This is a genomic window from Sphingomonas sp. 1F27F7B (assembly GCF_005503355.1).
In the GTDB taxonomy this organism is placed as follows: Bacteria; Pseudomonadota; Alphaproteobacteria; order Sphingomonadales; family Sphingomonadaceae; genus Sphingomonas.
Genome location: NZ_SCMK01000006.1, coordinates 93,657 through 106,894, shown reverse-complemented (window position 1 = coordinate 106,894; position 13,238 = coordinate 93,657). Strand labels below are relative to the sequence as shown.

The 13,238-nt window shown below is 67.8% G+C and carries 13 protein-coding genes and 1 pseudogene; 5 read left to right on the top strand and 9 right to left on the bottom strand.

Annotation, left to right across the window (positions count from 1 at the left end; genetic code table 11):
• Window positions 1-50: 50 nt before the first annotated feature.
• A complete protein-coding gene (locus FFS08_RS07580; RefSeq protein WP_137861435.1) occupies window positions 51-818 on the top strand; it encodes a M15 family metallopeptidase in 768 nt (255 codons plus the stop codon).
• Here FFS08_RS07580 and wrbA read toward each other — a convergent pair.
• Together wrbA and FFS08_RS07570 are read right to left on the bottom strand one after the other, a co-directional pair.
• On the bottom strand, window positions 746-1,372 hold the full coding sequence (wrbA, locus tag FFS08_RS07575; protein WP_137861434.1) for an NAD(P)H:quinone oxidoreductase: 627 nt from the start codon (window positions 1,370-1,372) through the stop codon (window positions 746-748). The two genes, FFS08_RS07580 and wrbA, sit on opposite strands and share 73 nt — an antisense overlap.
• A gap of 17 nt (window positions 1,373-1,389) precedes the next feature.
• Complete coding sequence (locus FFS08_RS07570; protein ID WP_137861433.1) at window positions 1,390-2,088, bottom strand: pirin family protein; 699 nt, start codon at window positions 2,086-2,088, stop codon at window positions 1,390-1,392.
• A 99-nt stretch (window positions 2,089-2,187) separates the two neighbouring features.
• Between FFS08_RS07570 and FFS08_RS07565 the strand changes: the two genes are divergently transcribed.
• Window positions 2,188-3,117: a LysR family transcriptional regulator gene (locus tag FFS08_RS07565; protein ID WP_137861432.1), complete on the top strand. Its 930-nt coding sequence runs from the start codon at window positions 2,188-2,190 to the stop codon at window positions 3,115-3,117.
• Window positions 3,118-3,279: 162 nt separating this feature from the next.
• Entirely contained in the window at window positions 3,280-3,993 is a 714-nt protein-coding gene (ctrA, locus tag FFS08_RS07560; protein WP_137861431.1) for a response regulator transcription factor CtrA, read from the top strand.
• A gap of 59 nt (window positions 3,994-4,052) precedes the next feature.
• Here the strand turns inward: ctrA and FFS08_RS07555 are convergent, their stop codons facing one another.
• The gene (locus tag FFS08_RS07555; RefSeq protein WP_137861430.1) at window positions 4,053-4,739 is read right to left on the bottom strand and encodes an HPP family protein; all 687 of its coding nucleotides are present in this window, start codon (window positions 4,737-4,739) and stop codon (window positions 4,053-4,055) included.
• An 8-nt stretch (window positions 4,740-4,747) separates the two neighbouring features.
• Window positions 4,748-6,403, bottom strand: a complete 1,656-nt coding sequence (locus FFS08_RS07550) for an amidohydrolase (protein ID WP_137861578.1) — start codon at window positions 6,401-6,403, stop codon at window positions 4,748-4,750.
• A 125-nt stretch (window positions 6,404-6,528) separates the two neighbouring features.
• On the opposite strand from FFS08_RS07550, the gene FFS08_RS07545 reads away from it, so the two are divergent.
• Window positions 6,529-7,773 carry a threonine ammonia-lyase gene (locus tag FFS08_RS07545; RefSeq protein ID WP_137861429.1) on the top strand — a complete coding sequence of 415 codons (1,245 nt, stop codon included), beginning with the start codon at window positions 6,529-6,531 and terminating at the stop codon, window positions 7,771-7,773.
• A 634-nt stretch (window positions 7,774-8,407) separates the two neighbouring features.
• Window positions 8,408-9,193, top strand: coding sequence for an arginyltransferase (locus FFS08_RS07540; RefSeq protein ID WP_137861428.1), 786 nt, complete (start codon window positions 8,408-8,410; stop codon window positions 9,191-9,193).
• 76 nt (window positions 9,194-9,269) lie between these two features.
• Here FFS08_RS07540 and FFS08_RS24285 read toward each other — a convergent pair whose 3' ends face one another.
• The 5 genes and pseudogenes from FFS08_RS24285 to FFS08_RS07520 form a co-directional block, all read right to left on the bottom strand.
• Complete coding sequence (locus FFS08_RS24285) at window positions 9,270-9,563, bottom strand: transglutaminase-like domain-containing protein (RefSeq protein ID WP_331483774.1); 294 nt, start codon at window positions 9,561-9,563, stop codon at window positions 9,270-9,272.
• Between the two features lie 335 nt (window positions 9,564-9,898).
• Window positions 9,899-10,012: pseudogene (locus FFS08_RS24280) on the bottom strand (transglutaminase family protein); the annotation flags it as partial.
• Between the two features lie 65 nt (window positions 10,013-10,077).
• The gene (locus tag FFS08_RS07530) at window positions 10,078-11,013 is read right to left on the bottom strand and encodes an alpha-E domain-containing protein (protein ID WP_171012530.1); all 936 of its coding nucleotides are present in this window, start codon (window positions 11,011-11,013) and stop codon (window positions 10,078-10,080) included.
• A gap of 52 nt (window positions 11,014-11,065) precedes the next feature.
• Window positions 11,066-12,502, bottom strand: coding sequence for a circularly permuted type 2 ATP-grasp protein (locus FFS08_RS07525; RefSeq protein WP_137861426.1), 1,437 nt, complete (start codon window positions 12,500-12,502; stop codon window positions 11,066-11,068).
• 107 nt (window positions 12,503-12,609) lie between these two features.
• Window positions 12,610-13,224: a redoxin domain-containing protein gene (locus tag FFS08_RS07520; protein WP_137861425.1), complete on the bottom strand. Its 615-nt coding sequence runs from the start codon at window positions 13,222-13,224 to the stop codon at window positions 12,610-12,612.
• Window positions 13,225-13,238: the final 14 nt, after the last annotated feature.

Sequence of the window (13,238 nt, the reverse complement as noted above, 5' to 3'; positions counted from 1 at the left end):
AACCGCGTTTGAACGGATGATGCCCTTTCGGCAGCGTCGTGAGGTTGCGTATGCGTCTTTCGGCCCTGGCCCTGCTCTCGCTTCTGCCGCTGACCGCGTATGCCCGGGAAGATGCCCCGCCGCCCGCGACCGCTTCCGTGACGCGCCTGTTCAACCACCTTCCCTATGGGGAGGCGGCCCCGGCCGACCTACAGCCCGTGCCGGCGCTGCCCGGCTGCGTCATGGCGCGCGCGGCGGTACCCGATCTCGAGCGATTGCTCGCCGCGGCGCGTGCGGAAGGAATCGCGCTCGGTGCCCTGTCCTGCTTCCGTTCGATCGCGCATCAGCGCCGTGTATTCTGCGCCGGGGCCGGCGATTGCGACGTGGGAGCAGCGTTGCGGGCCCGTTTCGTGGCGCCTCCGGGCTATAGCGAGCATGCCACCGGCTATGCGATCGACTTCGTCCAGCGCGGCGAGCATTGCCGCGCCGTCGAGCAGTGCTTCGCATCCACGCCGGGCGGGCAGTGGCTGATGCGCCGGGCGCCGGAGTTCGGCTTCGAACTCTCCTTTCCGGCAGGCAACAAGCAGGGCGTGGGCTGGGAACCCTGGCATTGGCGCTGGGTGGGGGCGCCCGGCGCCCGTGCCCGCTTCGCCGCGGCGCAGGCGAGCTTCCCGGCGCTTCCCGCCGCCCCGCGCGCGCAAATGAAAACGGCGGCCGGACACGAGGTCCGGCCGCCGTCCCTGGAGACCGCGCCAGGAGGGGGAGATTACGCGGTCTCGACTTCGCGGGAGGAAGCCGCGATCTTGTTGGCCAGCTCGGCGATCCTGCGGCCCTGGTAGCGGGCGCCGTCCAGCTCCACTTCACTCGGCTGGCGGCTGCCGTCGCCGTCCGCGATGGTGGTGGCACCATAAGGCGAGCCACCCTTCACTTCGCCGACGCCCGACTGTCCCTGGAAGCCATAGTCGAGGCCGACGACGGTCAGGCCGAAATGCAGCAGGTTGGTGATGATCGAGAAGAGCGTCGTCTCCTGCCCGCCATGCTGCGTGGCAGTCGAAGTGAAGGCGCCGCCGACCTTGCCGTTGAGCTGACCCTGGAACCAGACGCCGCCGGCACGGTCCCAGAACGAAGCCATCTGGCTCGCCATGCGGCCGAACCGGGTCGGCGCGCCGACGATGATGCCGTCATAACCGGCGAGTTCGCCCACATCCTCGAGCACCGCATGGCTGTGATCGGCGACGAAGCCGGCCGCCTGCGCCACTTCGAACGGCGCCGTCTCCGGCACGCGGCGGACGTCCACCTGGGCGCCGGCGCTGCGCGCGCCTTCGGCCATGGCGTCAGCCATCTTCGCGAGGTGGCCATAGGACGAGTAATAGAGAACGAGGATCTTCGACATGATGCTTCCCTTCCTGATTATTCGCTGTCGACCAGGACGAGCTCGGCGTCCTGGATCGCGGTGATGGTGTAGGTCTTGCCGCTGGTGAGCGCGGCGCCGTCACGGGCATCGACCGGCTCGCCGTCGATCTCGATCCTGCCGACCGCGGGCACCAGATAGGCGTGGCGGTTGGCGCCCACTTCATGGGTGACGCTCTCGCCGGCCTTCAGCGTGGCGCCCAGCACCCGGGCATCGGCCCGGATCGGCAGCGCGTCCTCGTCGTCGGCAAAGCCGCTCGCCAGCGTGACGAACTTGCCCGAGCGATCGCCCTTGGGGAAAGGCTTGGCGCCCCAGCTCGGCTGGCCACCCCGCTCGCGCGGCATGATCCAGATCTGGAAAAGCGTCGTCGTCTCGGGCTCGAGATTATACTCGGCATGGCGCACGCCGGTGCCCGCGCTCATCACCTGGACGTCGCCGGCGCCGGTGCGGCCCTTGTTGCCCATCGAATCCTGGTGCGTGATCGCACCCTGGCGGACATAGGTGATGATCTCCATGTCCTGGTGCGGATGCGGCGGGAATCCGGCCCCGGCGGCGATCTCGTCGTCGTTCCAGACGCGCAGCGCGCCCCAGTTCATCCGGCTGGGATCATAATAGTCGGCGAAGCTGAAATGATGCCGCGCGTTGAGCCAGCCATGGTCGGCATGGCCGAGCGTTTCAAAGGGTCGTTTGTCGATCATGGGGTCTGAACCTCCTGTGTTGAACAGGAAGATAGGCCGCCGGATCGCGCGGTAAATGGAAACGTTGGAAACCGATCGTTTCCGTGTTACGCATCCGGCATGAAGCTACCGGACTTCGAGGCCTGGGCCGTTTTCGCCGCGGTGGTGGAGCACCGCTCGTTCAGCGCCGCCGCCGACGCCCTTGCCGTTTCAAAGGCAACTGTCTCCAAGGCGATCACGCGCCTGGAGGGGCAGCTCGGCACTACCCTCTTCCACCGCACCTCGCGCCGGCTGACCCTCACCGACAGTGGCCGCAGCCTCGCCGAACATGCCCAGCGCATTCTGAGCGAGGGCCAGGCGGCGGAGGAAGCCGCGTTCGAATCCGCCAGCGCACCCGCCGGGCTGGTCCGCGTCGCCGCGCCGCTGACCTTCGGCATCCAGGCCGTGGCGCCGGTGCTGGCCGACTTCATGAAGCTCTATCCGGGCATCAAGGTGGAGCTGCGCCTGTCCGATGCGTTCGTCGACATCGTCGGCGAAGGGATCGACATCGCGCTGCGCATCGCCGAACTGCCCGACAGTTCGCTGCGTGCCCGCCGTCTCGGGCCGGTGGTGATGCACATCGTCGCGTCGCCGGACTATTTCGACAGGGTCGGCCGGCCGCGCCACCCCGCCGACCTCGCCCATCATGCGTGCTTCGTCTATACCAACACATCCAACCCCGATGTGTGGCGCTTCCGCAAGGCGGGCGGCGAGGAAGCCGCGGTGCGTGTGGAAGGACCGATCCGCACGGACAGCGGCGACGCGATGATCCCTGCGCTGCGCGCCGGCCTGGGCATCGCCCGCCTGCCCGACTTCATGATCAGGGGCGAACTCGCCAAGGGCAATCTGGAAGCGGTTCTCGAGGACTGGTCGGCCAGCGCCGCAGCGATCCACTTGCTGACGCCGCCGGGCACGTTGCGCCCCGCGCGGGTGGAGGCATTGATCGAATTCCTCTCGGAGAGCCTTCGCAAGAGCTGCGGCGCATTCCATCAAAATGACTCGACTCCGTAACGCATCTGAGTCCCCGCTTAGGTAGATTCCCTACGACTCGTGGATTCAGGCCGGTTAGGGAGAAATTAACCTTTTGCCTTCAGACACGCTTAGGTTAATGAATCGCTCCAAGGCATGCCTTTCATTGGGGCAAGGCAGCCTGCGGGCAAGGGGACTTTGACGATGCGCGTGCTGTTGATCGAAGACGAGCCGAGCACTGCCAAGGCGATCGAGCTGATGCTCACGACCGAGGGGTTCAACGTCTATACGACGGACCTCGGCGAGGAGGGCTTGGACCTGGCCAAGCTCTATGACTACGACATCATCCTGCTCGATCTGAACCTGCCCGACATGCATGGATATGATGTCCTGAAGAAGGTTCGTGTCGCCCGCGTGCAGACGCCGGTGCTGATCCTGTCCGGCATCAACGAGATGGATTCCAAGGTGCGCTCGTTCGGCTTCGGCGCCGACGACTATGTCACCAAGCCCTTCCACCGCGAGGAGCTGGTGGCGCGCATCCATGCGGTCGTCCGCCGCTCGAAGGGCCATAGCCAGTCGGTCATCCGCACCGGCAAGCTGGCGGTGAACCTCGATGCGAAGACGGTCGAAGTCGACGGCGCCCGCGTCCACCTCACCGGCAAGGAATATGCGATGCTGGAGCTGCTCTCGCTCCGCAAGGGCACGACGCTCACCAAGGAAATGTTCCTGAACCACCTGTATGGCGGCATGGACGAGCCCGAGCTCAAGATCATCGACGTGTTCATCTGCAAGCTGCGCAAGAAGCTGAGCATGGCATGCGAGGGCGAGAATTACATCGAGACCGTCTGGGGCCGCGGCTATGTGCTGCGCGAGCCGGACGGCGCCGAAGGCCAGGAGCCGATTTCGGCCGTCGCCTGACACAGTGATTTCAACGGGGGTTGGCGAGGCCGCGGTCCGAAGGGAGCGCGGCCTTTCGCTCATCTGCGCCGCCGCCGCGCCACTGCGTGACGTTCCGCCGCCTCGAGCAGCGCGGCGAGATCCTCGCGGCTCACGTCGAAGCTCTCATGCGCCGCCTCGAGCGCCGCATCGATATCCTCGGGCAGGATATGGGGATCGGCGGGCACCGGCACCGGGCGATGCGGGTAGCTGTGACCCGAGAAGCGGTGGAAGATCAGGCCGGCGACCACCAGCAATGCGGCGTTGAGCCCGCCCGGCACCAGCGCAAGCCAATAGCCCTTGGCGAGCAGCTCGGGGCCGCCGAGCACGGCCAGGAGCGCGCAGCCGCCGCCGGGCGGGTGCAGCGAGCGCGTGGCCGACATGACCAGGATCGACCCGCCCACCGCCAGGCCGGCGGCAATCGGGCCGTGCCCGAGCAGCTGCGTCGCCAGGATCCCGCAGGCGATCGACAGGATCGTGCCGCCGATCACCGGCCAGGGCTGGCCGAGCGGGCTCGACGGCACCGCGAACAGGATCACCGCCGACGCCCCGATCGGCGCGGCGAGCAGCAATGCCGCATGGCTGCCGACGATCAGCGCGCTGATCGCCCCGGCCGCGCCAATGGCAAGCGAAGCCCCCAGCGCGGCGACGGCACGCTCCCGCCAATTGGTGCCGGAAAGCTGGCGCAGGCGCAGCAGTCGATCCAGCTGCCCGATCGCAACCCGCATCCGCCCGCCTATTTCTTCACGAAGACCCGCGCGCCGCCCACCCAGGTCTCGAGCACCTGCGTGCCGCGCAGATCCGCGGGGGAGGCGAGCAGGGGATCGCGGTCGACGATGATGAAGTCGGCGCGCATGCCCGGCGCGAGGCGGCCGATCTGCTTCTCGGCAAAGCCGGCCCAGGCCGCGCCGGTGGTGAAGCCCGCCCAGCCCTGCTCGCGCGTCACCGCCTCTTCGACCCGCCAGCCGCCAAAGGGCTGGCCATTGGCATCGGTGCGCGTGAACGCCACCGCCCAGCCCGCCCAGGGATCGGGGCTCTCGACCGGATAGTCGGAGCCGAAGGCGATGCGCGTGCCGTCCCGGAGCATCGTCTTCCAGGCATAGGCGCCGGCCAGCCGGTCGGGCCCCAGCCGGGCCTCGGCCATCTTCATGTCGCTGGTCTGGTGGACCGGCTGCATCGACGCGATCACGCCCAGCTTGGCGAAGCGCGGCAGATCCTTGGGATCGACGATCTGGGCATGCTCGATCCGCCAGCGGCGATCGTCCTTATAGGTGTCCGACAACACCTCGACCGCGTCGAGCACCTGCTGGTTGGCACGGTCGCCGATCGCGTGGACCGCGATCTGGAAACCGTCCATCGCGCCGCGCGTCATCATGTTGAGGAGCTGGTCGTCGGTTAGGAAGCCCAGTCCCTTCTCGCCCGGCGCATCGCTATACGCGGCCTTGAGCCACGCGCCGCGACTGCCCAGCGCGCCATCGGCGTAGAGCTTGATCCCGCCCATGCGCAGCTTGTCGCCATAGAGCCAGGGCGTCGGCCCCTGCCCCGCCACTGCCAGCGCGGTCTCGACGCCGCTGGCATAGCTCATGATGCGGATCCGCAGCTGGCCCAGGTCCGCCATGCGGCGATAGGTGAGCCAGTCGTCGACGCTGGTGCCCATGTCGGCGGTGGCGGTGATACCGAGCGACAGCAGCCGGTCCTGCGCGGCGAGGAAGGCGGCATTGCGCTCGCGCGGGGTCTGCCGGGGCACGAACTTGTCGATGAGCGCAGTGGCGCCGTCGACGAACACGCCCGAGGGCACGCCCTTGGCATCGCGCTCGATACGCCCGCCGGCCGGATCCTTGGTCGCGGCGGTGACGCCGGCGACTTGCAGCGCGCGGCTGTTCGCCCAGGCGGCATGGCCGTCGACTCGCTGGAGCCAGGCCGGCCGGTCGGACACCGCGCGGTCGAGCTCCGCCGCGGTGGGGAAGCGGCCGAGCTTCCAGGTCTCCTGGTTCCAGCCGCGGCCGATGATCCACTTGGTGGGATTGGCATCGGCATAGGCCTTGATCTTCGCCAGCGCCTCGTCGAGCGACGTGGTGGCCGAGAGATCGAGCAGCAGCAGCTGCGCGCCCAGCCCCATCACATGGCCATGCCCGTCGATCATGCCCGGGAGCAGCGTCTTGCCGCCCATGTCGAGCTTCCACTCGACTTTCTTGGGGCGCTTGTGCTCGCGAGTGAGCAGGGCCGTGACCTGGCCCTCGCGGTTGAACAATATGCCGTTGAAGCGGACCACGTCGCCCTTCTCGTCCAGCGTCATGCCGTTGACGTTGTCGATCAGCCCGTCCGCCATGGCGGCGGCGGGTGCTAGGAGGAGGGCGAGCGCGGCGAACAGCCGCAGGAGGCGCTTCAGCATGGGCCAGGGCATAGGGCCTGTTCTCCCCGCACGCCAGATACGGCGCCTTCATGCCCGACGAACATGGCCTTCATCGCAGAAGCGTGGTTTCCCCCCGCCTCCAGATGGTCTAGGCGAGCGGAATCATGGCCAGCAAGACAGTCCCGGCGACCCAGCCGCTCTCCGTATCGATCGACGACGTCCGTGCAGCGCAGGTGCGCATCATGGGCCAGATCGTGCGGACGCCGACGCTGGTCAGCAAGACGCTGTCGGATCTGACCGGCGCGACGGTCTATCTCAAGTTCGAGAACCTGCAGTTCACTGCCGCCTACAAGGAGCGCGGCGCGCTCAACACGCTGCTCCAGCTGGACGAGGCGGCACGCGCCAAGGGCGTGATCGCCGCATCGGCCGGCAACCATGCTCAGGGCCTCGCCTATCACGCCACCCGGCTCGGCATCCCGAGCACGATCGTGATGCCGAAGAACACCCCGATCGTGAAAGTGACGCAGACCGAGCATCACGGCGCCGACGTGATCCTGGAAGGCGAGACGTTCGACGCCGCCTATGCGCATTCCCGCAAGCTGGAAGCCGAGCACGGCTTCACCTTCGTCCATCCCTTCGACGATCCGCGCATCATCGCCGGCCAGGGCACCGTGGCGCTCGAGATGATCGAGGATGTGCCGGACATCGACACGCTCATCATCCCGATCGGCGGCGGCGGCCTGATCTCGGGCTGCGCCACCGTGGCCAAGTCGGAAGGGCGCGACATCGAAGTCGTCGGCGTCCAGGCCGAGCTCTACCCGTCGATGTACAACCGCATCCACCACACCGACATGCCCTGCGCCGGCGACACGCTGGCCGAAGGCATCGCCGTGAAGCAGCCGGGCGGCATCACCGCCAAGCTGGTCGAGGCGCTGGTCGACGACATCGTGCTGGTGAGCGAGCGCCGCCTCGAGGAATCGGTGAGCCTGCTGCTCCAGATCGAGAAGACGGTGGTCGAGGGCGCCGGCGCCGCCGGCCTCGCCGCGCTGCTCGCCGAGCCCCAGCGCTTCAGGGGCAAGACCGTGGGGATCGTGCTGTGCGGCGGCAATATCGATCCGCGGCTGCTCGCTTATGTGCTGCTGCGCGACCTTGCCCGCTCGGGCCGGATGGCGCGGCTGCGCATCCGCCTGCAGGATCGGCCCGGCGCGCTCTACAAGGTGGCGCAGATCTTCGAGCAGCTCTCGGTCAACATCCTCGAGCTGTCGCATCAGCGCATCTTCACCAATCTGCCGGCCAAGGGCCTGAGCCTCGACGTGGAGTGCGAGACGCGCGACCGCGACCATCTGGACCGGCTGATGACCGCGCTGCGCCGCGCCCAGTACGAAGTGCAGCTGGTCGAGCTGGCCTGATCCGGGCGGCGCGCATTGGCGACGGGGGAGAAGGGCTCGGTTTGCATCCGCCAGCATCGAGCAGGCGGAATCCTACCTTGCAAGGCGGCGGGCCGACGCCACCGGCCCTCTCCCATCGCCCTGAACTTGTTTGGCACCCATCCCCTCCGGGCAGATACTCCGTTTCGTCATCCCCGCGCAGGCGGGGACCCAGGGTTTCTCTGCCGTATCGCCCATGTCTCTGGATCCCCGCCCGCGCGGGGATGACGGCTATTGGCCCCCGCCGCACGCTGGATGCTGAAACGAGTTCAGTATGGCGGGACGAGGCCAACGCCTTCCTGTCCGTCGAAACCGCCCGCGACTCCGCAGGACTCCTTCTGTTCCGCACCGACCCGATGAAACGAATCGCACGCGCGACGAATTGAGTCGTCGCTGGATTCACACGATTCACCGCAGCCGGTATGATGACCGCACAGGACAAATTCTCCTTTTCAGGCAGCGTGTTACGCGGCCCGATGGTTAACGCCCGCGCTCTCCGCGAAACTGGTGAATCGTTAACCCTCTTTCATGGTAAAGCCGCTTTTCATCCTTGCCGAACCACCGCATATTCAGCGCTGTCGGGTCAGCGTAACGGCCAGAGAATAGGGGCATCAGGGTGACTGCACTTTCCCGTTTTCCGCGGTTCTTCGTCACCAGCCCTTCCCCCTGCCCCTATCTGCCGGGCCGGCAGGAGCGGAAGATCTTCACCGAGCTTTCGGGACTGCATGCGGGCGAGCTGAACGACGCGTTGGGCCGGATCGGCTTTCGCCGCAGCCAGTCGGTCGCGTACCGGCCGAGCTGCGCGGGCTGCACCGCCTGCGTCTCGGTCCGCGTCGTCGCCGACGAATTCAGGCCCAATGCCAGCCAGCGCAAGCTGCTGAAGCGCCATTCGGACCTGGAGATCACCGCCTGCAAGCCCTGGGCGACCGAGGAGCAGTTCACGCTGCTCCACCGCTATCTCAAGGCGCGCCATCCGGGCGGCGGCATGGCGGCGATGGACGAGAACGACTATGCCGACATGGTCGAACAGTCGCCGGTCAGTTCCTATGTGATCGAATATCGCGAGCCTTCGGTGGACGGCGCGCGCGGCCGGCTCGTCGGCGCCTGCATCACCGATCAGCAGGCCGACGGCCTGTCGATGATCTACAGCTTCTTCCTCGCCGATGACGACGGCCGCCCGGGCCTGGGCAATTTCATCATCATGGAGCACATCCTGCGCAGCCAGGCGGCGGGCCTGCCCTATGTCTATCTCGGCTATTGGGTGAAGGGCAGCGATCGGATGGCGTACAAGACGCGGTATCGCCCGATCGAAGTGCTCGGCCCCAATGGCTGGGCCGTGCTGGAGGACGAGGATCTGGCGGTTTCGATGCCGATGACGCAGAGCGCGGCTGCTTTCGCCTGAACCAAGCCAAGCGTTGGGATTTCGTCATCCCGCCTTCGCGGGGATGACGGGATTTAGGGACGCCGGTGAGAAGCCCTTACTCCTCCGCTCCCAGCCGACCGACCTGCACATCGATCGCCAGCTGCTCCTGCCCCGGCCCGATGCGCATGCCGCCGGTGGCCGCGGCGCCGCTCGCGTCGAGCCCGATCGCGACGCGGACATAGCTTTCGTCGGGGCTGAGCCCGGTCGAGGGATCGAAGCCGACCCAGCCCAGCCCCTCGATACAGGCTTCGGCCCAGGCGTGCGGGGCCGAACGCGCGGCATCCTCCGCACGATAGCCCGAGACGTAGCGCGCCGGGACCGCGAGCCCGCGCACGGCGGCGATGAACATCTGGGCGACGTCGCGTGAGCTCGCCTTGCCTGCCTCGAACGCCTGGGCGGCGGTACAGCCGGTGTCGGGCAGATCGGGTAGCAGGGGAAGCGCGCACGGAGCGCGGCGTTGAGGCGGTGGAGCTGCTCGAGCGTGTCGCCCCCGCCTCCGATGATGTCCGCGGCGAAGGCGGACAGCGCGTCGCTCCTCCCGGTGCGCGGGGTGGGGCGCAGATAGAAGAGCGGCGGCAACGGTTCGCGTGCGCCGCGCACCACGCCGCTCGCCTCGCTGGTGAGCACCTCGCCCGTCACCGTGATATCGAGCGCCTCGATCGGTCCCTCGGCATAGAGCATCGTCACTGCGTTGCCGAGGCCGTCGTTCGCGTCGCGGAGGCGCGCATCGCAATCCACGCCGACCAGCCAGCTCACCACGGACTGGTCCTGGGTGTCGCACGGGGTGAGGCGCAGCATCTGGACGATGCGCGCCTGGGGCTCGCTGAACCGGTAGTGCGTCCTGTGCTCGATCGCGATGCGCATCAGATGAACCTGAATTGCCGGGCGATCGCTCCGTCGAGCATCGCATTTTCGCGGACGAACGCCCCCAGATGCTCGTGCAGGCCGGACACGATCACCTCGTGCGTGCGCGTCTTCTGCATCCGCGCCAGGCGGGCGCGGGCCATGCGGTCCGCCTCGCCCTGGAGTCCGGTGCGCTTGGCGAGCGCGTTGAGCAGCGCAACCACTTCCTCCACACAGGCCGCCAGGCTGCGCGGCAGCTCGGCGCGGCTGATCAGCAGATCGATCACATTGGCCGGCCGGAGCCCATCATTGTAGAGCCAGCGATAGGCATTCACCGCCGACACGGTCTGGAGGATCGTGTTCCACTGGTCGCGATCGACCACGCCGCCGACCCTCTCGTCCTCCGGAAGGAGCAGGTGATATTTGACGTCGACCAGCCGCGCGGTGTTGTCCGCCCGCTCGATCGCCGCCCCGAGCTGGATGAGCAAGGTCGCCTCGTTGCGCATCATCCGGTGGATCGCGCCTTCGAAGCCGCGGGTTTCGCCCTTGACCTGCTCCAGCAGCGTGAGCGTCGCGGTGGCTCCCCCGGTGGCCTGACGGTTTTGCGAAAGCAGCCAGGCGCGGTTGATCGCGGTCCAGGCCTCGCGCGTGAGCGCCGTCCGCACGGCGCGGGCATTGTTGCGTGCCATGTCGAGGCAGCGCACGATCGAGCCGGGATGGCCGTCGTCGAGCGTGAGGAAGCGGGCGACCTGGGCCTGGGTCATCTCCTGCCCGGTCGCGGCGAAGGCCTGGTCGGTATAGGTGACGGCGAGGGCGCTCTGCCAGGCCGCCTCGCCGGCGGGCCGGGCGGAGAGCGCATCGAGGCGGATGGTCGCCTCGACCAGCCTGGCGATGAAGTCGGCCCGTTCGAGATAGCGGCCGAGCCAGTAGAGCGCGGCGGCGGTGCGCGAGAGCATCAGCACCTGCGATCCTCCCCTGCCAGGGGGAGGAGGAAGCCGGCCTGCGCCCTCATGCCCCGTCGTCCAGCAGCACGAAGCTGTCCTTGGTGCCGCCGCCCTGGCTGGAATTCACCACCAGCGAACCCTGCCGAAGGGCGACGCGCGTGAGCCCGCCGGGCACGACGCGGACGCCGTCGCTGCCGGTCAGCACGAACGGGCGGAAATCGACATGGCGCGGGGCGAGGCCCTGCTCCACCAGCGTGGGCACGGTGGACAGCGCCAGCGTGGGCTGGGCGATGTAGCGGTGCGGCTCGGCGATCAGCGCTGCACGGAATTCCTCGATCTGCGCCTTGGTCGCGGTCGGGCCGACGAGCATGCCGTACCCGCCCGAGCCGTCGACCAGCTTGACCACCAGCTCGGGCAGGCGATCGAGGACGTATTTCAGCGCCTGCGGCTCGCGGCAGCGCCAGGTCTCGACGTTCGGCAGCTTCGCCTCGCCGCCCGAATAGAAACGGACGATTTCGGGCATGTAGCTGTAGATCGCCTTGTCGTCGGCGATGCCGTTGCCCGGCGCATTGAGGATCGCGACGTTGCCGGCGCGATAGGCCGCGGTGATGCCGGGCACGCCGAGCATCGAATCCGGCCGGAAGACCAGCGGATCGAGGAAATCGTCGTCGATGCGGCGATAGATGACGTCCACCTTCACGCGCCCGCCGATCGTCTGCATCCAGACGATGTCGTCGTCCACCACCAGGTCCGCCGCCTCGACCAGCTCGACGCCCATCGAATCGGCGAGGAACGAATGCTCGTAATAGGCCGCGTTGAAATGGCCGGGAGTGAGGACGACGCAGACCGGCCTGGGATTGCTGCCCGGCGCGACCGACTGCATCGTCCGCAGCAGCATGTCCGGATAGCTGTCCACCGGCGCCACGCGGAAATCGCGGAACAGCTCCGGACAAAGCCGGATCATCGCCTCGCGATTCTCGAGCATGTACGACACGCCGGAGGGCGTGCGGGCATTGTCCTCGAGCACGAAGAACCGGTCGGGGCCGGTACGCACCAGATCGATACCGCAGATATGCGCCCATATGCCGTGCGGCGGGCGGACGCCGTCGACCTCGGCGCGGAACTGCTCGTTGAGGTAGATCAGCTCGGGCGGGACGATCCCTTCGGCGAGGATCCGGCGCTCGCCATAGATGTCCTCCAGAAAGGCGTTGATCGCCTCGACGCGCTGGACCAGCCCCTCGCTGAGCCGCGCCCATTCGCCGGCGAGGAAGACGCGCGGCACGATGTCGAAGGGAATGATCCGCTCGGCCGCGTCGCTGTCGCCATAGACTGCGAAGGTGATGCCCAGCTGGCGGAACGCGGCTTCGGCGGATTGCTGGCGGCGATGCAGCTCGGCGCTATCGGTTTCCGCCAGCCAGCGGGACAGCGCGGCGAACTCGGCGCGCGGGCTGTCGGGCCCGCCATGCCCCCAGATTTCGTCGAACGCCCCCGGTGCCCCCATGCGCCTCCCAAATGCCGATGATATCGACCGGCTCCATGCTGCAACGCTTTGCTGCGTCGCACAAGGGGCAGAATCTCCCGCCTTCCCTCGGCCCCCTCCCCTGACAGCTAGCTCGCGTATTTCACGCTGCAGCCATAGGGGCGCGTCTCGGGCACCGACACTGGCTTGCCCGCGCGCATCTCGGCGAGCGCGGCGAGCACGTGGTTGCGCGCCCCGGCGATGTCCGCGACATCGGCCGTCGGCCTGTCGTCGATCCCGCCCTTGTAGACGAGCCGGCCCCGGCCATCGATGATGTAGAGGTGCGGCGTCGTCTTGGCGCCATAGCCCTTGCCGACCAGCCCCCTGGGGTCGAGCAGATAGGCAGTGGGCCTTGCCTTCTCGGCGGCGACGAACTTCCGGGCCTCGGGGCCGGTCATGTGCCCCTGCTGCCCCGGCGCGCCCGAATTGATCGTCAGCCACACCACGCCCTGCGCCGTCGCCGCGGCCTGGGTCTTCTGCATGTTGCCGGTGCCATAATGCTTCTTCACGAAGGGGCAGCCGGGGTTGTTCCATTCCAGCACCACGGTCTTGCCGCGATAGGCCGCGAGGTCGACCACCTTGCCGTGCATGTCGAGGGCGCGGAAATTGGGAACGGTGGCGGCAAGCTCGGGCTCGGCCATGAGCGGCGACGCCGCGATGGCCGCTCCGGCGATGGCGACGCCGACCAGCATGCGATGGATCATCTTCGCTCTCCTCT